This window comes from Noviherbaspirillum sp. (assembly GCF_035627455.1).
In the GTDB taxonomy this organism is placed as follows: Bacteria; Pseudomonadota; Gammaproteobacteria; order Burkholderiales; family Burkholderiaceae_D; genus Noviherbaspirillum.
The window spans coordinates 20,797-40,944 of record NZ_DASPLS010000021.1; the positions used below are offsets into that span (position 1 = coordinate 20,797).

Annotated in this window: 17 protein-coding genes; 5 read left to right on the forward strand and 12 right to left on the reverse strand. The window is 65.6% G+C overall.

Annotation, left to right across the window (positions count from 1 at the left end):
- Positions 1-99: 99 nt before the first annotated feature.
- Positions 100-1,935, forward strand: a complete 1,836-nt coding sequence (locus VEC01_RS03955; protein WP_324898970.1) for a two-component system response regulator — start codon at positions 100-102, stop codon at positions 1,933-1,935.
- A 25-nt stretch (positions 1,936-1,960) separates the two neighbouring features.
- On the forward strand, positions 1,961-4,828 hold the full coding sequence (locus tag VEC01_RS03960; RefSeq protein ID WP_324898972.1) for a response regulator: 2,868 nt from the start codon (positions 1,961-1,963) through the stop codon (positions 4,826-4,828).
- Positions 4,829-4,920: 92 nt separating this feature from the next.
- Here VEC01_RS03960 and VEC01_RS03965 read toward each other — a convergent pair whose 3' ends face one another.
- From VEC01_RS03965 to fabI, 6 genes are all read right to left on the reverse strand, one after another.
- A complete protein-coding gene (locus tag VEC01_RS03965) occupies positions 4,921-6,588 on the reverse strand; it encodes a methyl-accepting chemotaxis protein (RefSeq protein WP_324898974.1) in 1,668 nt (555 codons plus the stop codon).
- Positions 6,589-7,020: 432 nt separating this feature from the next.
- Entirely contained in the window at positions 7,021-7,494 is a 474-nt protein-coding gene (locus VEC01_RS03970) for a hypothetical protein (protein ID WP_324898976.1), read from the reverse strand.
- A 39-nt stretch (positions 7,495-7,533) separates the two neighbouring features.
- Positions 7,534-7,989: a hemerythrin family protein gene (locus tag VEC01_RS03975; RefSeq protein ID WP_324898978.1), complete on the reverse strand. Its 456-nt coding sequence runs from the start codon at positions 7,987-7,989 to the stop codon at positions 7,534-7,536.
- Positions 7,976-8,437: a universal stress protein gene (locus tag VEC01_RS03980; protein WP_324898980.1), complete on the reverse strand. Its 462-nt coding sequence runs from the start codon at positions 8,435-8,437 to the stop codon at positions 7,976-7,978. Before VEC01_RS03980 ends, VEC01_RS03975 begins: the two co-directional genes overlap by 14 nt.
- A gap of 179 nt (positions 8,438-8,616) precedes the next feature.
- Positions 8,617-9,846, reverse strand: coding sequence for a serine hydrolase domain-containing protein (locus tag VEC01_RS03985; protein WP_324898982.1), 1,230 nt, complete (start codon positions 9,844-9,846; stop codon positions 8,617-8,619).
- A gap of 70 nt (positions 9,847-9,916) precedes the next feature.
- Complete coding sequence (gene fabI / locus VEC01_RS03990; protein WP_324898984.1) at positions 9,917-10,678, reverse strand: enoyl-ACP reductase FabI; 762 nt, start codon at positions 10,676-10,678, stop codon at positions 9,917-9,919.
- A 305-nt stretch (positions 10,679-10,983) separates the two neighbouring features.
- Here fabI and VEC01_RS03995 point away from each other — a divergent pair, with 305 nt between their 5' ends.
- Positions 10,984-12,906, forward strand: a complete 1,923-nt coding sequence (locus VEC01_RS03995) for a sigma-54-dependent Fis family transcriptional regulator (RefSeq protein ID WP_324898986.1) — start codon at positions 10,984-10,986, stop codon at positions 12,904-12,906.
- Here the strand turns inward: VEC01_RS03995 and VEC01_RS04000 are convergent.
- Both VEC01_RS04000 and adh read right to left on the reverse strand, forming a co-directional pair.
- Positions 12,893-13,264 (reverse strand): DUF779 domain-containing protein, encoded by a 372-nt coding sequence (locus tag VEC01_RS04000; RefSeq protein WP_324898988.1) that lies wholly within the window; start codon positions 13,262-13,264, stop codon positions 12,893-12,895. The genes VEC01_RS03995 and VEC01_RS04000 overlap by 14 nt on opposite strands.
- Before the next feature lie 140 nt (positions 13,265-13,404).
- On the reverse strand, positions 13,405-14,925 hold the full coding sequence (adh, locus tag VEC01_RS04005) for an aldehyde dehydrogenase (RefSeq protein ID WP_324898990.1): 1,521 nt from the start codon (positions 14,923-14,925) through the stop codon (positions 13,405-13,407).
- Positions 14,926-15,342: 417 nt separating this feature from the next.
- On the opposite strand from adh, the gene VEC01_RS04010 reads away from it, so the two are divergent.
- Entirely contained in the window at positions 15,343-16,506 is a 1,164-nt protein-coding gene (locus VEC01_RS04010; RefSeq protein WP_324898992.1) for a GNAT family N-acetyltransferase, read from the forward strand.
- 22 nt (positions 16,507-16,528) lie between these two features.
- Here VEC01_RS04010 and VEC01_RS04015 read toward each other — a convergent pair whose 3' ends face one another.
- Together VEC01_RS04015 and VEC01_RS04020 are read right to left on the reverse strand one after the other, a co-directional pair.
- The gene (locus VEC01_RS04015) at positions 16,529-17,137 is read right to left on the reverse strand and encodes an acyl-homoserine-lactone synthase (protein ID WP_324898994.1); all 609 of its coding nucleotides are present in this window, start codon (positions 17,135-17,137) and stop codon (positions 16,529-16,531) included.
- A 68-nt stretch (positions 17,138-17,205) separates the two neighbouring features.
- The gene (locus tag VEC01_RS04020; RefSeq protein ID WP_324898996.1) at positions 17,206-17,628 is read right to left on the reverse strand and encodes a DUF4902 domain-containing protein; all 423 of its coding nucleotides are present in this window, start codon (positions 17,626-17,628) and stop codon (positions 17,206-17,208) included.
- Between the two features lie 210 nt (positions 17,629-17,838).
- On the opposite strand from VEC01_RS04020, the gene VEC01_RS04025 reads away from it, so the two are divergent.
- A complete protein-coding gene (locus tag VEC01_RS04025) occupies positions 17,839-18,552 on the forward strand; it encodes an autoinducer binding domain-containing protein (RefSeq protein WP_324898998.1) in 714 nt (237 codons plus the stop codon).
- Between the two features lie 34 nt (positions 18,553-18,586).
- On the opposite strand, the gene VEC01_RS04030 is transcribed toward VEC01_RS04025, so the two are convergent.
- Both VEC01_RS04030 and cysC read right to left on the reverse strand, forming a co-directional pair.
- A complete protein-coding gene (locus tag VEC01_RS04030) occupies positions 18,587-19,678 on the reverse strand; it encodes a sulfotransferase (RefSeq protein WP_324899000.1) in 1,092 nt (363 codons plus the stop codon).
- 59 nt (positions 19,679-19,737) lie between these two features.
- The coding region (gene cysC / locus VEC01_RS04035; RefSeq protein ID WP_324899002.1) for an adenylyl-sulfate kinase at positions 19,738-20,148 on the reverse strand (411 nt) is incomplete at its 5' end.

A 20,148-nucleotide genomic window follows, 5' to 3' on the forward strand; every position in this document is an offset into this window, starting at 1 on the left:
CCGAGGAAACTTTTTCCCGGATGACTCCCTCCCTTCCGTCCCGGCTTCGCAGCAGCGCTTGCAAGTCGGCCGCCGACACCCTGCCGCCTCGACAGACAATTGCAGAAGCCCAAAATACTCCTCGTCAACGATCACCCGGCTAGCTTGCTTGCACTCAAGACTCTGCTGGTGAATGGCCCGCAAGGCGCCGACTACGACGTCGTCACCGCGACCTGCGGCGCCGAAGCGCTGCGCGCGGTGCTCGACCACCATTTCGCGGTGATCCTGCTCGATGTCAGCATGCCGGGCATGGACGGTTTCGAAACCGCGCAGACCATCCATTCCCACCCTCGCAGCGCCGGCGTGCCGATCATTTTCCTGACCGCCCACTATGCGGATGAAATGAACCGGCTCAAGGGTTACCAGAACGGGGCCGCGGACTACCTGATCAGCCCGGTCATCCCGCAGATCCTGTGGAGCAAGATCGGCGTCTTCATCGAACTGGCAAAGAAAACGCTGCAGCTCGAATCCCAGAAGCAGGAGCTCGCGCTGCTGAACCGCGACTTGCAGTTGCAGCAGATGCGCGACCTGCAGCGCGTCAACGCGGCGCTCGAATCCGAGATCGTCGAACGGCGCCAGGCGGAGGCGCGCGCGCACGAACTCGCCACCCGCGATCCCCTGACCGGCCTGATGAACCGCCGCTCGCTCGCCGAGCGGCTGGAGCATGCGGTGGCGATGGCGGCGCGTTACGGCCAGCGGCTGGCGCTGCTGTTCCTCGACCTCGACGGCTTCAAGACCATCAATGATACGCTCGGGCACGAAGCGGGCGACGAGCTGCTGCTGCAGGTTGCGCAGCGCATCAGCGACGTGGTGCGCGAGTCGGACATCGTATCGCGCCTCGGCGGCGACGAATTCGTGGTCCTGATGGAAAACCTGCCCTCCTACGCGGCGGCGGCCGAGGTCGGCCGCAAGATCATTGCCGCCATCGAGCGCCCGTTCCCGTTGAGCGGACACCAGACACGCACCTCGGCCAGCGTCGGCATCAGCCTGTTCCCGCAGGACGGCACGACGATGCAGACGCTGATGCGCAACGCCGACCTGGCGATGTACCATGCGAAGCAGGAACAGCGCGGCACGATCCAGTTCTTCCATGAGGACCTGAATATCCGCATGCTGGAACGCTGCCAGCTCGAGCAGGAGTTGCAGCACGCGCTGGAGCACGATGAGTTCGAACTGTATTACCAGCCCAAGGTGGACGCACGAACGCGCCGCGTGGCCGGCGTCGAAGCGCTGCTGCGCTGGCATCATCCGCGCATGGGGCTGCTGTCCGGCGGCCAGTTCATCCAGGCCGCGTCCGAGACCGGGCAGCTGGTGCAGATCGGCGAATGGGTGATCGCGGCGGCCTGCGAGCAGGCGCGGCGCTGGCAACAGGAAGCGATGCCGCTGCCGGCGATTCCGATCGCCGTCAATGTGGCGATTCCGCAGATCTATGCCGACCTGCCGGAGGTCATCGCGCGCGAGCTGCGCAAGCGCGGTGTGCCGCCGTCCAGCATCCAGCTCGAAATCACCGAATCGCTGGTGATCCGCGACATCGAAAAGGCGACCTCCGTGCTGCGCGAAATCAGCGAAAGCGGGATCACGATCGCCATCGACGACTTCGGCACCGGCTATTCGTCGCTGTCCATGCTCAAGAGGCTGCCGATCGACATCCTGAAAATCGACCAGTCCTTCGTGCGCGACCTCGGCAAGAACGCGAGCGACACCGCGATCGTCGCCGCCATCGTAAACATGGCGCGGGCGCTGGCGCTGCGCGTGGTGGCCGAGGGCGTCGAGACCGAGGAACAGTTGTCGGTGCTGCATGATCTCGGCTGCGACGAGCACCAGGGCTACTTCTACAGCAAGCCGCTGCCCGCCTCCGACCTGGTGCAGTCCCTGATGCACAGCAGCCTGGCCTGAGCCCATCCCTAAGAAAGACTTTCCGATGGAACCATCGACCGCCTCCCTCTGCGGGGAGGACCTGAAGCTGCTGCTGTCCGCGCTGCAGGCGCTGAAGAAAGGCGACTTCTCCGCCCGCATGCCCGCCGACTGGACCGGCCTGGCCGGCAAGGTGGCCGATACCATGAACGAGATCCTGGAAGCCAATGAAGAGCTGTCGCGGGAAATCACCGGCGTCAGCCGCATCGTCGGCCGCGAAGGCCGGCTCGAGCAACGCGCCTGCGTGCCTGGCGCGACCGGCGGCTGGGGCGGCATGGTCCGCTCGGTCAATACCCTGATCGACGACCTCGCCCGCCCGACCACCGAGATGGCGCGCGTGATCGGCGCCGTGGCCAAGGGCGATCTGTCGCAGACGGCGACGCTGCACGCGGACGGCCGTCCTCTCGAAGGCCAGTTCCTGCAGGCCGCCGCCACCGTCAACACCATGGTCACGCAGCTGTCCTCCTTCGCCTCCGAAGTCACGCGCGTGGCGCGCGAGGTCGGCAGCGAAGGCAAGCTTGGCGGCCAGGCGCAGGTGCCCGGCGTGGCCGGCATCTGGAAGGACCTGACCGAGAACCTGAACCGGATGGCGGCGACCCTGACCACCCAAGTGCGGGCGATCTCGGAGGTGGCGACCGCCGTCACCCGCGGCGACCTGTCGCGCGCCATCCAGGTGGAAACGCGCGGCGAGGTGTCCTACCTGAAGGACAACATCAACGAGATGATCCGCAACCTGAAGGAAACCACGCAGCAGAACGCGCAGCAGGACTGGCTCAAGACCAACCTGGCGCGCTTCACCCGCCTGCTGCAGGGACAGCGCGACCTGGACGCGGTGTCCGCATTGATCCTGTCGGAACTCGCGCCGCTGGTCTATGCACAGCACGGCATGTTCTACCGGATGGAAGCGGTGGACGATGACGGCGTCCTGCGCGCGTTGGCCGCCTACGGCTACTGCTTCGCGTCCGACCTGGCGCGCTGTTTCAGGCCGGGCCAGGGCCTGGTCGGCCAATGCGCGAAGGAAAAGCAGCGTATCCTGCTGGCCAACGTGCCGCGCGACTACCTTGAAATTTCCTCCGGCCTGGGGGCGGCGCCGCCGGCCAACATCGTTGTCCTGCCGATCCTGTTCGAGCAGCAGGTGATGGCGGTGATCGAGCTGGCGTCGATGGAGCGCTTCACAGACACCCACCTGTCCTTCCTCGACCAGCTGATGGAATCGGTCGGCGTCGTGCTCAACAACATCGAGGCCAGCAGCCGCACCGAAAGCCTGCTGGTGCAGTCACAGTCGCTGGCGCGGGAACTGCGGCAGACCAACCTCGACCTGGCCGAAAAGGCGAGCCAGCTTTCGGCACAAAACATCGAGGTCGAACGCAAGAACCGCGAGGTGGAACAGGCCAAGCGCGCGCTCGAGGAAAAGGCCAGCCAGCTGGCCCTGTCGTCCCGCTACAAGTCGGAATTCCTGGCCAACATGTCGCACGAGTTGCGCACGCCGTTGAACAGCCTGCTGATCCTGGCGCAGCAGCTGGCCGACAACCCGGAAGGCAACCTGAGCGCCGCGCAGGTCGAATACGCGCACACCATCCACGGCTCGGGCAGCGACCTGCTGGCCCTGATCAACGACATCCTCGACCTGTCGAAGATCGAATCCGGCACGGTGACGCTGGAGATGAGCGAGTACCGCTTCGACAGCCTGCACACCTACGTCGAGCGCACCTTCCGACACATGGCCGAAGCAAGGAACCTGGCGTTCTCGATCGAGCTCGATCCGGCGCTGCCGCGGGCGATGTACACCGATTCGATGCGCTTGCAGCAGATCCTGAAGAACCTGTTGTCCAATGCGTTCAAGTTCACCAGCCGCGGCAAGGTCGCGCTGCGCATCGGGCCGGCGAAGGACGGATGGTCGGCGGAACACGCGGAACTGTGCGGGGCGAAGGCGGTGCTCGCGTTCTCCGTCACGGACACCGGCGTGGGCATCGCGCCCGACAAGCTGCAGCTGATCTTCGAGGCGTTCCAGCAGGCCGACGGCAGCACCGCACGCAAATATGGCGGCACCGGGCTCGGCCTGTCGATCAGCCGCGAACTCGCGCGCCTGCTGTGCGGAGAAATCCGGGTGCAAAGCGAGCCCTGCGCCGGCAGCACCTTCACGCTCTACCTGCCGCAGCAGGAAGTGCGCCGGATACCGCATGCCGCGTCCGTGGCGGAACATGAGGAAGACGGCCTGCCGGCGCGCGTAGTGCTGTACGCCCCCTGGAACGGCGCCGACGGTGCATGGCCGTCGGGGACGAGCGCGATGTCAGGCGATGGCATCGCATTGATGGTCGACGACGACGTGCGCACCGGGCGGGTATCGCTGGAGCGCAAGCAACCGCAGAAAACGGGATTCGGCGGTGCCGCAGGGTCCGGACCGGTGCTGCTGGAACGGCTCGTCGCGGACAGCACGCTGTTCCGCCAGCCGCCCGAAGCAAGCCTGCCCGACGCATCGGCATCCGGCGACGCCAGCCTCGCCGGGCGAAAGGTGCTCATCGTCGACGATGACCTGCGCAACATCTTCGCGCTGAGTTCGCTGCTGGAACGCCAGGGCATGAAAGTGCTGTATGCGGAAAACGGGCGCGACGGCATCGAGGTGCTGCAGGCGGATCAGGCGGTCGACATCGTGCTGATGGATATCATGATGCCCGGCATGGACGGTTACGCGACGATGCGCGCGATCCGCCGCAAGCCGGAATTCCGCGCGCTGCCAATCATCGCGCTGACCGCGAAAGCGATGAAGGGCGACCGGGAAGAATGCATCGCCGCCGGCGCCTCCGACTACATCGCCAAGCCGGTGGATGCGCAGCAGCTGCTGTCGCTGCTGCGAGGGTGGGTGCGTAACGGGTAAGGCATCGGAGGTTTCTGCGGGGTGTGGCATACGCGCCTTGCCGCTTTCGAAACCGGATCGGACATCACCCGCCGGCTCCACCTGTTCGCCGCCTATCCCTGCGGCCGCAATGCCGCCTTCGCCCGCTCCAGCATCGGCGCCCCCCTCCCCTTGCCCGGTGCCTCCGCCTGCTGCGCCAGCCGCAGCACTGGTGCCGAGCGCAACACGCCGGCGCTGGCGGCCACGTCGAACGCCGCCACCGTCTGCCCGAGCGCGGCGGCGCGCTGCTCCATCGATGCCGCAGCCGCCGCCGCCTGCTCGACCAGCGCCGCGTTCTGCTGCGTCATCTCGTCCATGGTCGCGATCGCGCGGTTGATTTCCTCGATCCCGCGGCTCTGCTCCTGGCTGGCCTGGGTGATGTCGTTCATGATCGCGGCCACATGCTTGACCGCCGCCACGATTTCCTGCATCTGGCGGCCGGCGTCGTCGACCAGCGCATTGCCGCTTTCCACCTTGGCCACGGAATCGTTGATCAGGTCCTTGATTTCCTTCGCTGCCTGGGCCGAGCGCTGCGCCAGCGTGCGCACTTCCGCCGCCACCACGGCGAAGCCGCGGCCCTGCTCGCCGGCGCGCGCCGCTTCGACCGCCGCATTCAGCGCCAGGATGTTGGTCTGGAACGCGATGCCGTCGATGACCGAGATGATGTCGACGATCCTGCGCGAGCTGTCCTTGATCGAGCCCATCGTATTCACCACCTGGCTGACCACGTCGCCGCCCTTGACCGCCGACGCCGAGGCCGAACGCACCAGCCGGTTCGCCTGTTCCGCATTGTCGGCGTTGTTCTTCACCGTCGACGTCAGCTGCTCCATCGAGGACGCGGTATGCTGCAGCGCGCTGGCCTGGGATTCGGTGCGCGACGACAGGTCGGCATTGCCGGTCGAAATTTCATTGGACACCGTGCCGATTTCGTCGGTGCCGGCGCGCACCTGACTCACGATCCGGGTCAGGCTGTCGTCCATTTCCTTGAGCGCGTGCAGCAGTTCGCTGGTTTCGTCCTTGCCGGACACCACGATCCCGGCGCCGAGCTTGCCGGCCGCCACCCGCTTGGCGACCTCGACCGCATCCTGCAGCGGCAAGGTGATGCTGCGCGTGGTGATGAAGGACAGCACGCCGCCGGTGACGACCGTGAGCGCGCCCATCGCCACCAGCAGCCAGGTGAGGCGGCGGCCGGATTCTTCCGCGTCCGCGATCAGCGCATCGACGGTTTTCTGCTGCATGTCGACCAGCTTGTCGATCTCCGCGATTGCCTGCTGGTTCAGCGGTTCGATTTGTGCCGAGATCAGCTTGCCGGCCGATTCGTTCGCGTACTCCTTGACCTTCTGGATCGCTTCCCTGAACGGTTCGTCGGTCTTCGCATTGAGGCCGGCGATGGCGTCGAGGATCGCCTTTTCCTCCGCTGCCAGGCCGAGCGCCTGCATTTTCTGCTGCGCCTCCTGGAAACGCTTGCGCTGCGCCTGCGCCTTGGCTTCCTCGCGCTGCATCTCCGGCGTGCTGTACTGCAGCCCGACATTGCGCATCGCGATGCCGCCTTCGAGCACCGCGCCGCGCATCGCGTTGGCGACTTCCGCTTTCGCGGTCGCCACTTTCAGGCCTTCGTTCTGGATGCGCCTGCCGTTGGCGCTGATGATGATGTCTGCCGCAAGCACGCAGACGACTGTGACCAGGATGATGCCGAAGCCGATGCCCAGCCTCGTACCTATCCTTACCGTACGTAGATTCATTACCGTCTCTCCCCGACCGGATAACTGGAGCAGCGGGAATCGGCCTGCCGGATTTGCCATCCGGTCGATTGTATTGGGGACCGAGTTCCGCCGCGCTATACATCAAGTGCTTGTCCGACGAATTCGGACAGCAACCCCAGCGCAAGGGAGTGTAGTAGAGGAAACGTCACCTTTCCAGGACAACCCTTTCGGCCGCAGGGACAAGCCGTATGGTTTCCGGACACCATGGCTTGCGCCTGGTCGCCGCCGGTTGCGGCGTGACGGATCGGGGTTTCGAGGATGGCGCGGCAAGCGCGCGGCCGTGCAGGCCTTCGCCGGGCCGATTGCTTCGCAAAGAATGTATTCAAGCTGGACAGAGGGAAGATGTATGGAATCCATACAGGCGACGATGTTGTGCTGCGCCGACAGCGGCGGGTGTGCGCGCAGCCCGCGTCACGCGCCCGGCTTTGCTTCGCCGGCGCAGGTTTTCAGGATGCGCTGGCTCTGCGCCATATCCCCGGGCAGCGCGATGCCGTCCTTCTTCGGCGGCAGCAAGCCGGCCCAGTCCCGCTCGGAATAGCCGTACATCGCGACCACGCCGTCGAGCAGCTCGTCGTCCCTGATGCCGGCGCGCGTCAGGTCGGAACGGCAGGCGTAGACTTCGGCGCCGCGTTCGAGCGCGCTTTTCAGCCCGGCGCGGGTGTCGGCGCTCGCGCCTTTCCTGGTGACCTGCGCGACCTGGTCGCCCGCAATGACGATCCAGAATGCGTCCGCGGACCGGGCGGAGTTGTCCTTCAGCGCCTGGCCGAGCGCCTGGTCGAAGCTGGTCCCGTGCCCGGCGATATAGACGCCGCTCGCCTGCGCCGGGGCGGCAGCGGTCAACGCGAGCGCCGCGGCAAGCGATGCCACATGCTTGTTCAGGTTCATCAGATCCACACGGAAAATTGCGGAAGCGCCTGGCGGGCTTCAGGCCGGACGGTCCGCCCCCTGCCGGATGCGCTCTGCAGCCAGCCGGATGGTCGGCGGGTTGATCGTTCCGCCGTCCGCGTCGAGCGCAAACGCGAGCGCCGTATCCATGGTCGACAGGTGGAACAGGAACCATTGCGGCAGGAGTTCAGCCGCCTCGCGCCCGAGTGCAATATCGCCGTTCATCACGTGCGGCGCGACATGGTGCAGCGCGCCCAGCACGCGCGCATGCTGTTCCCGGTGGCCTGCGATGCCCGCATAGTCGATCTCTTCCATCAGCTGCTCTTCTTCGCGGAAGTCCTGCTCGATCTTCGCGACCATCGACAGGAAGGCGGGACCGAACTTGTCGTCGGGCGTGGTGAGCAGTTCGGTCAGCTCATCGAGGAAGATCCGGTGCGCGGCGTCCATTTCCTTCACGCCGAGCGACATCTCCTGGGACCATTTAACGGATTGCATCACTGTCTCCTTGTCGGAAAACCATTACCGGGATGGCCGTCGCGGCCAGCACCTTCTGGGTTTCACTTCCTATGAAAAGGCGTCCCAGTCCCTTGCGGCCGTGCGACGCCATGAAGATCGCGTCGCACCCGAGCCGCTCGGCCGTTTCCACGATTTCGTCGCTCGGGCTGAAGGACTGCGTTACCAGCGCCTTGCAGGGTACGCCCAGCACGTGCGCGGCGGCCTCGATCTTGCGCACATGCTCCTGCGCGACTTCGCGCGCCCTTTCGTCGTAAAGCGCGCGCTCCTCGGAAAAGGTGCTGGCCGACAAAGGCGTAAACGGATAAGGTTCGGCGACCGACAGGCCGATGACGCGACCGCCGGTTTCGCGGGCACACTGGACTGCGGCGTTGATCGCCTGGTCGGCCAACGGCGAGCCGTCGGTCGGTACGAGTATCGTCTTGAACATCACGCTTCCCTATGGCGCATCGCCGTCGGACTCACCGCCGACAGGCATGACCCTGTTTTTATGAAGGTCATTCTAGAAGATATTCCATCTCCTTCAAGGCCTCCCGGCCCGTACGCGCGCCCGACTGGCCGGAACCAGTTGATCTGGATCAATGAAAATCAAATCGGTGGTGACGGCGCCTATTCGAGCGCCGCATAGACCATGTTGCGGAAAAGCTGCCGATAGGCGTTGCGCTGCTCCGGCGCCTGCATCATGAAGATCGCGAGCAGGTCTTCCTGCGGGTCCACCCAGAAGTAGGTGCCGGCCAGGCCGCTCCAGCTGAAGTCGCCGATCGACCCCGGCATGAACGCGCCGCCCTCGTGGGTGCGCACCGCAAACCCCAGCCCGAAGCCGCAGCCGGGGCCGGGCAGGTAGCTCTGGCCGCATTTCGCGCGCGGCAGTGCGACCAGGTGGTCGCTCGCCATGTAGCGCAGCGTCTTGCGGGACAGCAGGCGCACGCCGTCCAGTTCGCCCTCGCCGGCCAGCATGGCCGCGAAACGCAGGTAATCCTGCATGGTCGACATCAAGCCGGCGCCGCCGGACAGGAAGTTCGGCCGGCGGCGCGGCTGGTTCAGCTTGACCGCTGCGCCGGTCACCGGATCGGTGGCGAAGGCTTCGGCGATGCGGTGATGCCGGTCCGGCTCGACCCAGAAGCCGGTGTCGCGCATGCCCAGCGGCCGCAGGATGCGCTCGGCCAGCAAGGCGTCGAGCGGCATGCCGGACACGCGTTCGAGCAGCACGCCCAGGACATCGGTGGAATGGCTGTACTCCCAGACGCTCCCCGGCTGGTACATCAGCGGCAGCTGGGACAGGTTGCGGATGAATTCATCGCTGGTGGCGCGCGGGCTGCCGATGCGGGCATTCCGGTACGCCTGCTTGACCAGCGAGTCGCCGAACACGCCGTAGGTGAAACCCGAGGTATGGCGCAACAGGTCCTGCACCGTGATCGGCTGCTGCGCGTCTTCCAGGCGCAGCGTCCGCCTGCCGCGGGCGTCGATGCCTTCCACGCCCACCTTGAGCCGCGCCAGCTCCGGCAGCCAGTTCGCGATCGGGTCGGACAGCAGCATGCGGCCCTGCTCCACCAGCATCATGGCCGCGACCGACACGATCGGCTTGGTCATGGAATAGATGCGGAAGATGGTGTCGGACGCCATCGGCGTGCCGGCGGCCTGGTCCTGGAACCCGAGCGCGGCGTCGAGCACGACATGGCCGCGGTGCCGCACCAGCAGCGCGGCGCCGGGAATGAACCTGGCGGCGATATCCGACTGGAGGCGCCGGGTCAGCGCTTCCAGCCGTCTCTCGGAAAAGCAGGAAGATCCCGCGCGGGCGGGCCTGGAGGGTTGCATCGTGTCGCCATCCTTCTCGATCATGGTGCGGCATCCCGGCCGGGATGCCGTTTCCGATTCTAAAGGATGGCGCCGCCTCGCGCCGGACGGCTCTTCAGCCCATGATGTGGTAACCGGCGTCAATGTATTCGACGTTGCCGGTCAGCGAGCGCGCGCCGTCGCTTGCAAGGAAGGCGGCGACATGGCCGACGTCCTCGATCGTCGCCAGCATGCGCTCGGGCGCCCGTTCGCGCGCCCGGTCCAGCAGTTCGTCGAAACGGCCGATGCCCGACGCCGCACGCGTCTTCAGCGGCCCCGGCGACAGCGCATGCACGCGGATGCCTTTGACGCCGAGGTCGGCGGCAAGGTAGCGCACGCTGCATTCGAGCGCCGCCTTCACCGGACCCATCATGTTGTAGTGCTCGACCACGCGGTCGGAGCCGAAGAAGGTCACGGTCTGCAGGCAGCCGCCGTCCTTCATCAGCGGCTCGGCCAGGCGCGCCATGCGGATGAAGGAGTGGCAGGAGATATCCATCGCCAGCGCGAAGCCCTGCGCCGAACAGTCCACCAGCCGGCCGTGCAGGTCTTCCCGCGGGGCAAACGCGATCGAATGCAGCACGAAGTCGAGCTTGCCCCATTCCTGCTCGATACGCGCGAAAACCGCTTCCAGCTGCCCTTCCTCGCGCACGTCGCAAGGCAGCACGATCTTGCTGTCGAGCGATTCAGCCAGCGGCCGCACATGCGGTTCCGCCTTCGCGTTCAGGTAGGTGATGGCCAGGTCGGCGCCGGCTTCCCGGAATTTGCGGGCGCAGCCATACGCGATGCTGTTGTCGTTCGCAATGCCTACGACGAGGCCCTTCTTGTTGGCGAGAATCATTCTTGACTTGCTCCAATTGAATGGCGGACGCGCATGAACGCGGTCCGCTTCGGGTTCCAGCGCCACGGACGGCGCTGCCGGTTGTCATGCAGCGTGTTGGACGCGCACGACTACGATGCATTTAGGCCAAACTTTTGATCCACCACAAACCGCGGGGGATTTTCATCGTCGCGCGCCTTTTGAAAAAACAATATTGTACCGTTCGCAAACCGACGGTCCCGACTGCTCCAATTTGGAGCAGTTCTGCCGCCACGCGCAGTGTACACTTGCGCAAAACGCAACCCAAGACGGCGGCGGAGGAGACAATGAACAGAGTGCCGGTGCAATCCCACCCACAAGGCAGTCGCGCGGCCTATCCGCCGGCAGCGGGCCCGTCGCCCGCCGCGATCACGAACTCCCACCAGCGCTCGGCCGCCTATGGCCTGGCGCGCAACCAGGAACCGGACTTCAGCCCGCTCGGGCGGACCGACCTGGCGCTGCTGATCGAGCAGAACCGCAACCTGTACAACTGCGCGCTGCCGGTGATGGAGACGCTCTATGAGCAGATCGTCAACACCCACAACATGGTGGTGCTGACCGACGCCGGCGGGCTGATCGTGCATTCCATCGGCGACGCCGATTTCCTCGAAAAGGCGCGCAGCGTCGCGCTGCAGCCGGGCGTGACCTGGTCCGAACAGAGCAAGGGCACGAATGCGATCGGCACCGCGATCGCCGAGCGCGCGCCGACGCTGGTGCACGCGGACCAGCACTTCCTGTCGGCCAACCATTTCCTCACCTGCTCCGCCGCGCCGATCTTCGACCACCAGGGCAAGGTGGTCGGCGTGCTCGACGTCACCGGCGACCGCAACAGCTATCACCGGCACACGATGGCGCTGGTGCGGATGTCGGCGCAGATGATCGAGAACCAGCTGTTTTCCGCCGTGTTCCAGGACGCGATCACCCTGCACTTCCACAGCCGCCCCGAGTTCATCGGCACGCTGATGGAGGGCATCGCCTCCTTCACGCCGGGCGGGCGCTTCCTGGCGGCCAACCGCAGCGGCCTGTTCCAGCTCGGCGTGCCGGCGGCGGCGCTGCAGGCGCATACCTTCAGTTCGCTGTTCGGCCTGCCGGTGTCGGCGCTGTTCGATCATTACCGCACCGCGGCGCCCGGGCTGCTCGGCATGTGCCTGCACAGCGGCGTGCGGGTCTACGCGCGCGCGGAACTGCGCCTGACGACGCAGGTGTTCTGCGACGCGGCCGACCCCGCCGCGCGCAACCGGCGCGCCGGCGACGACGGCGCGGGGCGGCGCCTGTCCAGCCTGCGATACCTCGACACCGGGGATGCGCAGGTGGCGGCGGTGATCGACAAGGTCGGCAAGGTGATCGGGCGCGACATCCCGGTCCTGATCCTCGGCGAGACCGGCACCGGCAAGGAATTGCTGGCGCAGGCGATCCACAACGATTCCCCGCGCGCCGGCAAGCCCTTCGTCGCGGTCAATTGCGCGTCGATTCCAGACACCCTGATCGAATCCGAGCTGTTCGGTCATGAGGAAGGCGCCTTCACCGGCGCGCGCCGCAAGGGTGCGGCCGGCAAGATCATGCAGGCCAACGGCGGCTCGCTGTTCCTCGACGAGATCGGCGACATGCCGCTCAACCTGCAGGCGCGGCTGCTGCGCGTGCTGCAGGAGCGCGTGGTGACGCCGCTCGGCAGCACCAAGTCGATCCCGGTGAACGTGTCGGTGATCTGCGCCACCAACCGCAACCTGCGCGAGCTGATCGCACGCGGGGAATTCCGCGAAGATCTGTATTACCGGCTCAACGGCCTGGTCGTGAAACTGCCGCCGCTGCGCGAGCGCACCGATCTCGACGCGGTGGTGCAGAAACTGCTCGTGGTGGAAGCGCACGGCGCACAGTTCAGCGTCGCGCCGGATGTGATGGCGATGTTCCGCCGCCATCAATGGCCGGGCAATTTCCGCCAGCTCGCGAACCTGCTGCGCACCGCGATCGTGATGGCCGGCGACGGGCGGGAAATCCGGCGCGAACACCTGCCGGACGATTTCCTGGACGACCTCGATGCGCCCGCGGATAACGGCGCCGGCGCTGCCGGCGGCGCGCGCGCCAGCCTGGCGGATGTCGAGGCATCGGCGATCCGCAGGACGCTGGACGAGCACGGCGGCAACGTCTCCGCCGCGGCGCGTGCGCTCGGCATTTCGCGCAACACCATCTATCGCAAGCTCAACCGGCGCTGAGCTGCTCCCATTCCTCGTCCGAGAACAGGCGCGAGCGGGTCAGGAAGCGTTTTCCGGTGCCGTTATCGAGCGAGAACATGCCGCCGTTGCCGTCGACCACGTCGATGATCAGCTGGGTATGCTTCCAGTATTCGAACTGGTCTCGCCCCATGTAGAACGGGCTGCCCTCGATATCGCCGAGATGGACGTCGCTGTCGCTGATATTGAAGTCGCCCGCCGGGTAGCACATCGGCGCGCTGCCGTCGCAGCAGCCGCCGGACTGGAAGAACATCAGCGGGCCGTTTTTTTCCTGCAGCGCGCGGATGAACTGCTGCGCCGCCGGGGTGGCAACGACGCGTGCAAGGCTTGTTCCGTTCATGTCCTGCCTCCCATGAATGCCGGCGGGTTTCGCTCCGCGCTACCTGGGGGGCCCCCCACCCTACTGTCCTTTGACGCGCCGCCAAAGGGCGGGTGGGGCCGCCGAGGTAGCGCGAAGCGGCACCCACCGTCTTGACTACCTCAGAAGAACCCGAGCGCCTTCGGGCTGTAGCTCACCAGCAGGTTCTTGGTCTGCTGATAGTGCTCCAGCATCATCTTGTGCGTCTCGCGCCCGATGCCCGACTGCTTGTAGCCGCCGAAGGCCGCGTGCGCCGGATACAGGTGGTAGCAGTTGGTCCACACCCTGCCCGCCTCGATGCCGCGCCCCATGCGGAAGGCGCGCGCGCCGTCGCGGGTCCAGACGCCGGCGCCGAGGCCGTACAGCGTGTCGTTGGCGATCTCGAGCGCGTCGTCCTCGTTCCTGAAGGTGGTCACCGATACCACCGGGCCGAAGATTTCTTCCTGGAAGATGCGCATCTTGTTATGGCCCTCGAAGATGGTCGGCTTCACGTAATAGCCGCCCTCCAGGTCGCCCCCCAGCGCGTTGCGCTCGCCGCCGATCAGCACCTTCGCGCCCTCCTGGCGGCCGATGTCCAGATAGGACAGGATCTTTTCCAGCTGCTCCTGCGATGCCTGGGCGCCGACCATGGTGGCCGCATCGAGCGGATTGCCCTGCTTGATCGCGGCCACGCGCTTGACCGCGCGCTCCATGAACCGGTCATAGATCGATTCCTGCACCAGCACCCGCGAGGGGCAGGTGCAGACCTCGCCCTGGTTCAGCGCGAACATCGCGAAACCTTCCAGGCATTTGTCGAAGTAGTCGTCGTCCTGCGCCATCACGTCTTCGAAGAAGATGTTGGGCGACTTGCCGCCCAGTTCCAGCGTGACCGGGATGATGTTCTGCGCCGCATACTGCATGATCAGGCGGCCGGTGCCGGTTTCGCCGGTGAACGCGATCTTGGCGATGCGCTTGCTCGATGCCAGCGGCTTGCCGGCTTCCAGGCCGAAGCCGTTGACCACGTTGAGCACGCCCGGCGGCAGCAGGTCCCCTATCAGTTCCAGCAGCACCATGATCGACGCCGGCGTCTGCTCGGCCGGCTTGAGCACCATGCAGTTGCCGGCGGCCAGCGCCGGCGCCAGCTTCCACACCGCCATCAGGATCGGGAAATTCCACGGGATGATCTGGCCGACCACGCCCAGCGGTTCATGGAAGTGGTACGCATAAGTGTCCGCGTCGATCGGCGCGATCGAGCCTTCCTGCGCGCGCACGCAACCGGCGAAGTAACGGAAATGGTCGATCGCCAGCGGAATGTCGGCCGCCATCGTTTCGCGGATCGGCTTGCCGTTGTCGATCGTTTCCGCGGTCGCCAGCAGCTGCAGGTTGGCTTCCATGCGGTCGGCAATCTTGTTCAGGATCGCGGCGCGCTCGGCCGGCGAAGTCTTGCCCCAGGCCTTCTTCGCCGCATGCGCGGCATCCAGCGCCAGCTCGATGTCTTCCGCGGTCGACCGCGCCACTTCGCAGAACGGCTGGCCGATCACCGGGCTGATGTTCTGGAAGTACTGGCCGCCGACGGGCGCAACGAATTTGCCGCCGATGTAGTTGTCGTAGCGCTGCTTGAACGGATTCTGGATGCCGAGCCGGCTGATGTCTGCGAGATTCATGTCTTCCTCCTGACGGGTTTTGGATGGATGTATGTGGGACTGTGCTTCAGCACCCGCCCTGCCGCGCAATCGGCGTGCCAGCCGGACGCGGGCATGCTGCACCGGACGGGGAACGTGTCGCGGCGCGGCTTGCGGCGCGATGCGCGCTTTGCGGCCGAAGAACGCGCGCCGGCGGATTGCGCCGTTCTGTCACAGGCTGCGCGGCCGGCCTGTACCGGAATGGGACAGTCGCGTACGCCCGGCGGCGTTCGCCGCGTGCGGATGGCGCAGCAGCGCCGAACACCGCTTGACAGGATGAAACATCCTGTCCCATGGGGAATGAACGCGCGCCGCGCGGCATGCCCGTTTGCGCTCTCGCAAGAAGCCTGCATCCGACCTCTGCGCCCGGCGAACTTCCCTGTCTGCGCCGGCGTCATCATGGCAAGCGTAGCGTTGCAGACCACTGCGACGCGCCATGACAGCAGGCGGCATATGGAAACCGGACAGATCACGATCGCGCTTTACGAAAATTCCATTCCCTCCTTCGTCGAGCCGGAACTCGACACCCTGTACGGCCACGTCTTTTCGTCGCTGCCGCAGTTCCGCGTCTATGACGGCCTGGGCGACGGCGTACATACCTATGTGGCGCAGAACGGCGGACGCACGGCGGCGGCGCTGCTGTTTCGCGTGCAGGGCAAGCGGGTGCAGGTGCTCAACGAGCAGATCACGATGGACGCGGCGGAAGTCGAGCGTTTCGCGCGCCATGCGTTCGACACCTACCCGGATGCCGGCATGGTGTGCTTCCACGCGATACGCGCGGTCGGCCGGCTCGGGCTTCCGCACCAGCATTTCTACCGCACCGAGGACATCGTGCTGACGCTGCCGCCGACGCCGGAAGACTACCTCGCCGCGCTCGGCAAGGCCACGCGCAAGAACTTCAAGTACCACGGCAACCGGCTCAAGCGCAATTTCCCGTCGCTGCAATTCAAGGTCTACGAGGACGGCGACATTCCGGTATCCCACGTGCGCGACATCATCGAACTGAACCGCGCGCGCATGGCGACCAAGAACAAGGAATCGGAAATCGACGCCGCCGAAACCGACCGCCTGACGCGCCTGGTGAAGGAAAGCGGCCTGGTGAGCGCGATGATCCTGGACGGCCGGGTGGTCGCCGGCACCGTCTGCAGCCGCGTCGGCGCGAACTACTTCATGCACATCAACGCGCATGATCCCGCCTACGACGATGCGCGCATGGGAAAGCTGTGCTGCTACATGACGATCTGCGATTGCATCGAACGCGGCGGCAAGGAATTCCACTTCATGTGGGGACGTTTCGAGTACAAGTACCTGCTGCTCGGCGTGCAGCAGGATTTCGACGAACTGATCGTCTACCGCTCCCGCGCGCACATGCTGGCCAATGCGCCGACCGCGCTGCGCACCGCCTTCCACGGCTATTCGCGCACCTGGAAATTCCGGCTGCTCGACATCGCCGACCGGCCCGAACAAGGCGGCGCCGGGACCCGCGCCGTGGCGCGCCTGCTGAACCTCGCGCGCGACATCAAGCAATCCGGTTTGCGCGGCGCGGCCTCGTCCTTCAAATAGATCTGCGCCGACTGACGCTGCATCAGGAAAGCAATCCTTGCGGCCGCGCGCTCCCGCTATGCTCGATGCGCAGCGCATCGAGCGTTTGCTCATCGATCTCGATCCAGCAGGCGAAGATCGGCTTGCCGTCGGCAAGCATCGGCGGACCGGCGCGGTGCGCATGCACGCCCATGCGTTGCAGCAGGCGTTCGATGCCGAGCGGCGACACCGTGATGAGCCGTTTCGCGCCATGTTCCATCGCGGTTTGCACTGCGGCCGCCAGCAGCGCGCGGGTGTTCGCCGCGGCTTCGACCGATGACTGCGCGGCGACCGATGCCGCCGCAAAACGCGACAGTTCCCATACCTCGGACGAACGCGGCACCGGCGCGCCGGCAAGCAGGTTCGGGAAGATCTCGCTCAGCAGGTAAGGCGCCGTCGTCGGCAGCAGCCGCGCGCAGCCGCAGATAGCGCCGTTCTCGTCGCGTGTCATCACGTACAGCGTATCGGGATGATCGAACTGATCGCGCTCCTGGCCGTTCTCGACCGGAAGCGGCCAGCCGAGGCGCTCGATGAATATCTTGTGCCGATATGCCGCGAGTGCATTTTCCAGCGAAGGCGAAAACTCTTTTGCTGTTCCGATGATAGTCTGCATGGTCGTCAAACAGGTGATGTGCCTGATGCCATTACAGCCGTTCACCGCCCCTTCAGTAACTGACAGGTTTAACAGGCAACAGTTGCTTCGCTCAGCGCGGTGCAGACTGCCGGCTGCCATGCGAAGCGGTTCAGCCATGCGCCGAACAGGCTCGCGGTCTTGTGCGGACCGAGGTCGTAGCCGTGCTGGTCGACCAGCATCACATTGCTGCGCACCTCGTCCGGTGCCACCTGCAGCCGGTCCGAATTGCTGTCGATGAACCAGCCCCAGCCGAGCGATATAGCCGGGTTGGTGTCGCTCTTCCATTCGGAAAATCCGGCGCAGCGCGCCGGCAGGTCCTGCCCGCGCAACTCCTGCAGGAAGCCGGCGTCGCTCTCCGAATACAGATGGATGAACGGCATCTGGTCGAGGCTGGCCAGGCGCAGGCGGATGTAGCCGTCATGCGAGACGGCAGGTGCGGCCGCAGTGGCGGCATGCGTGTGCAGTGTCATGTCCACGTCGCTGATTGCAGTTACGGATAGATGCCCTGTCAACGAATTGACAGGCTGTGTGAGCAGTCTACGTGATACGTCGTCACAACGCGACTGTCAGAGTTGACACGCCGGGTACGCGCCTCTAACTTAGCCCCGCGTGCTTGCGATTCGCGAGGAGAGCGACGCGCGGATATTGTTGATCCGGATTGCTAACAGGAGGTGCGGTCAGTGGAAGCATGGCAGGAGGACCGCTTTGATGCGTTGCTGAAGATCGATTCCGAGCAGGACGCGTTCGACCAGCTGGCAGGCGTGGCGCGCGCGATGGGTTTTGAGTACTGCGCCTACGGCATGCGGATGCCGATCCCGATCTCGCGCCCCAGGCTCGTGATGTTCAATAACTATTCGCCGCAATGGCAGCAGTGCTACCAGGCGCGCGAGTACCTGCGCGTCGACCCTACCGTCAAGCACGCGCTCAAATCCACCCTGCCCGTCGTCTGGTCGAACCATCTGTTCGAGTCGGCGCGCGACATGTGGGAAGAAGCGCGCTGCCACGGGCTGCGCTACGGTTGGGCGCAATCTTCGCGCGACGCCGGCGGTGTGGTCGGGCTGCTGACCCTGGCGCGCGGCGCCGAGGCGTTGTCGCCGGCGGAACTGGCGGAGAACCAGCCGAAGATGTCATGGCTGGCGCAGTATGCGCACGCGGCGATGACGCGCATCCTGGTCCCGCGGCTGACGCCCGAGACCCTGGCGCCGATCACCGCGCGGGAAAAGGAAGTTCTGCGCTGGACCGCGGAGGGAAAAACCGCTTACGAGATCGCTTGCATCCTCTCAATCGCGGAGCGCACGGTGAATTTTCACATCAATAACGCGGTCGCCAAGCTCGGCGCCACGAACAAGACCCAGGCCGCGGTCAAGGCGGCGGCGCTGGGTTTGCTTTCGTAGCCGCAATCACGGCGCAATGGCGCCGCGTCGTCCGTCAGGCGGCACAGGCTTCCTCCTTCCGCACCGCTGCCCCGCGCCGCTCCAGCGATTCGCGCAGGCGCGCGAGATACTCCGCCCGGAACTGCCGCAATTCGAAGTCGCGGAAGTTGTCGGACTCCAGGTTCTGCCACGCCTGCCTGCGTCGGGTGTCCGAGCGCGTACGGGCGGCGGCGAGCATCGCATCCGATATCTCGGCGCGCGCATCGGTCATCTTCTGGTAGCCGTACATCTGCATGTAGTCCTGCGCCACGGTTTCGATGATTTCGATTTCCTGCAGCGAGAGCTGGGTCTTGAACTTGTCCGCATGGGCGGGAATTGGCGCGAAGCAATTGGATGCCCACAACGCCGACATCGTCGAGATCTGCCTCGCTTCGGGCGAGCCCTGCACGTCGAGCATGCGCGGCAGGAATTCGATGCCGAGGAAGGCGCATACGCTGCGCAGGGTTTCTTCCTGGTTCGCGAGGAAATCCTCGTAGCGTATGCAGAGCACCCGATCCGGATGGCGCTCCATCAGCGCGCAGGCGCTGCGGTGCGCCTCCACCCAGGTCATCGCGTTCAGGGTGGCATCGAAGTCATGGATGATCGCCCGGTTCATCGACGCCACCTGCGCGCGCGGGTCGCGCACGACATTCAGGAACAGCATGTCCGGAAACAGCCGCATCAGCTCATGCGCGTGGTGCACGTTGTCGAGCGACTTGTCCATCACGATGTCGGCGCCGTGCCGCTCGCCGGCGCGCAGCAGCAGTTCCCAGGCGATGCGGTGCACGCTGCGCGGCTGGTCCTTGATCGCATTGAAGATTTCGGTCGGATCGAATACCACGTCGGTCCACTTCACCATGCTGGCCGTCTGCAGGCCGACGACGTCGACCACCAGGCGGAAGTACGCGCGGTCGTCGGACAGGTCGCCATACAGCGGCACCAGCGGCATGAAGTCGACGATGTGCAGCGGGTACGGCGAGTAGAACCGGGGGCTGAAATTCAGGCGCAGGCGCAGCGCATGGCTGCCGCAGCGGCGCAGCGGGATCATCAGGACGGGACGGGGGCGCGCGCAGTTGCGGCGGGCGGCTGATTCAATCGGCATGGTCATGGATAGTGCTCCTGAACAAAAAAACAGATCGATGAAAAGTGGTTCCGTCTGCCGGCGCCTTAAAAGAAGCGCTGCACCAGGAACCCGTAGAGCCGCTGTGCGGCCTCCTCCGTGCTGATGCGCGCGGTGTCCAGCTCGAGCGCCGGGCGGCTTGGCGCTTCATACGGCGCGGTGACGCCGGTGAACTCGAGGATCCGGCCGCCGCGCGCCATCGCGTACAAGCCCTTGGGATCGCGCGCCGCGCACACCTCAAGCGGCGTGCTCACATGGACTTCGACGAAGCGCTCGTCGCCGACCAGGCGCCGCACCATCTCGCGATCGTCGCGGATCGGCGAGATGAAGGAGGCCAGCACGATCAGCCCGGCTTCATTCATCAGGCGCGCGACCTCCGCCGCGCGCCGCAGGTTTTCCTTCCTGTCCGCCGCGGAAAAACTGAGGTCGCGGTTGAGCCGGTGGCGCAGGTTGTCGCC

What these genes read in the sequence shown, in the direction of transcription:
- fabI (WP_324898984.1), bottom strand. Translation starts at nt 10,678, where the DNA reads ATGATTCTCGCCAACAAGAAGGGCCTCGTCGTAGGCATTGCGAACGAC.
- VEC01_RS04015 (WP_324898994.1), bottom strand. Translation starts at nt 17,137, where the DNA reads ATGCAGACTATCATCGGAACAGCAAAAGAGTTTTCGCCTTCGCTGGAA.
- VEC01_RS03980 (WP_324898980.1), bottom strand. Translation starts at nt 8,437, where the DNA reads ATGTTCAAGACGATACTCGTACCGACCGACGGCTCGCCGTTGGCCGAC.
- VEC01_RS03970 (WP_324898976.1), bottom strand. Translation starts at nt 7,494, where the DNA reads ATGAACCTGAACAAGCATGTGGCATCGCTTGCCGCGGCGCTCGCGTTG.
- VEC01_RS04010 (WP_324898992.1), top strand. Translation starts at nt 15,343, where the DNA reads ATGGCAAGCGTAGCGTTGCAGACCACTGCGACGCGCCATGACAGCAGG.
- adh (WP_324898990.1), bottom strand. Translation starts at nt 14,925, where the DNA reads ATGAATCTCGCAGACATCAGCCGGCTCGGCATCCAGAATCCGTTCAAG.
- VEC01_RS03985 (WP_324898982.1), bottom strand. Translation starts at nt 9,846, where the DNA reads ATGATCGAGAAGGATGGCGACACGATGCAACCCTCCAGGCCCGCCCGC.
- VEC01_RS03960 (WP_324898972.1), top strand. Translation starts at nt 1,961, where the DNA reads ATGGAACCATCGACCGCCTCCCTCTGCGGGGAGGACCTGAAGCTGCTG.
- VEC01_RS04000 (WP_324898988.1), bottom strand. Translation starts at nt 13,264, where the DNA reads ATGAACGGAACAAGCCTTGCACGCGTCGTTGCCACCCCGGCGGCGCAG.
- VEC01_RS04030 (WP_324899000.1), bottom strand. Translation starts at nt 19,678, where the DNA reads ATGACCATGCCGATTGAATCAGCCGCCCGCCGCAACTGCGCGCGCCCC.
- VEC01_RS03965 (WP_324898974.1), bottom strand. Translation starts at nt 6,588, where the DNA reads ATGAATCTACGTACGGTAAGGATAGGTACGAGGCTGGGCATCGGCTTC.
- VEC01_RS04020 (WP_324898996.1), bottom strand. Translation starts at nt 17,628, where the DNA reads ATGACACTGCACACGCATGCCGCCACTGCGGCCGCACCTGCCGTCTCG.
- VEC01_RS03995 (WP_324898986.1), top strand. Translation starts at nt 10,984, where the DNA reads ATGAACAGAGTGCCGGTGCAATCCCACCCACAAGGCAGTCGCGCGGCC.
- VEC01_RS03975 (WP_324898978.1), bottom strand. Translation starts at nt 7,989, where the DNA reads ATGCAATCCGTTAAATGGTCCCAGGAGATGTCGCTCGGCGTGAAGGAA.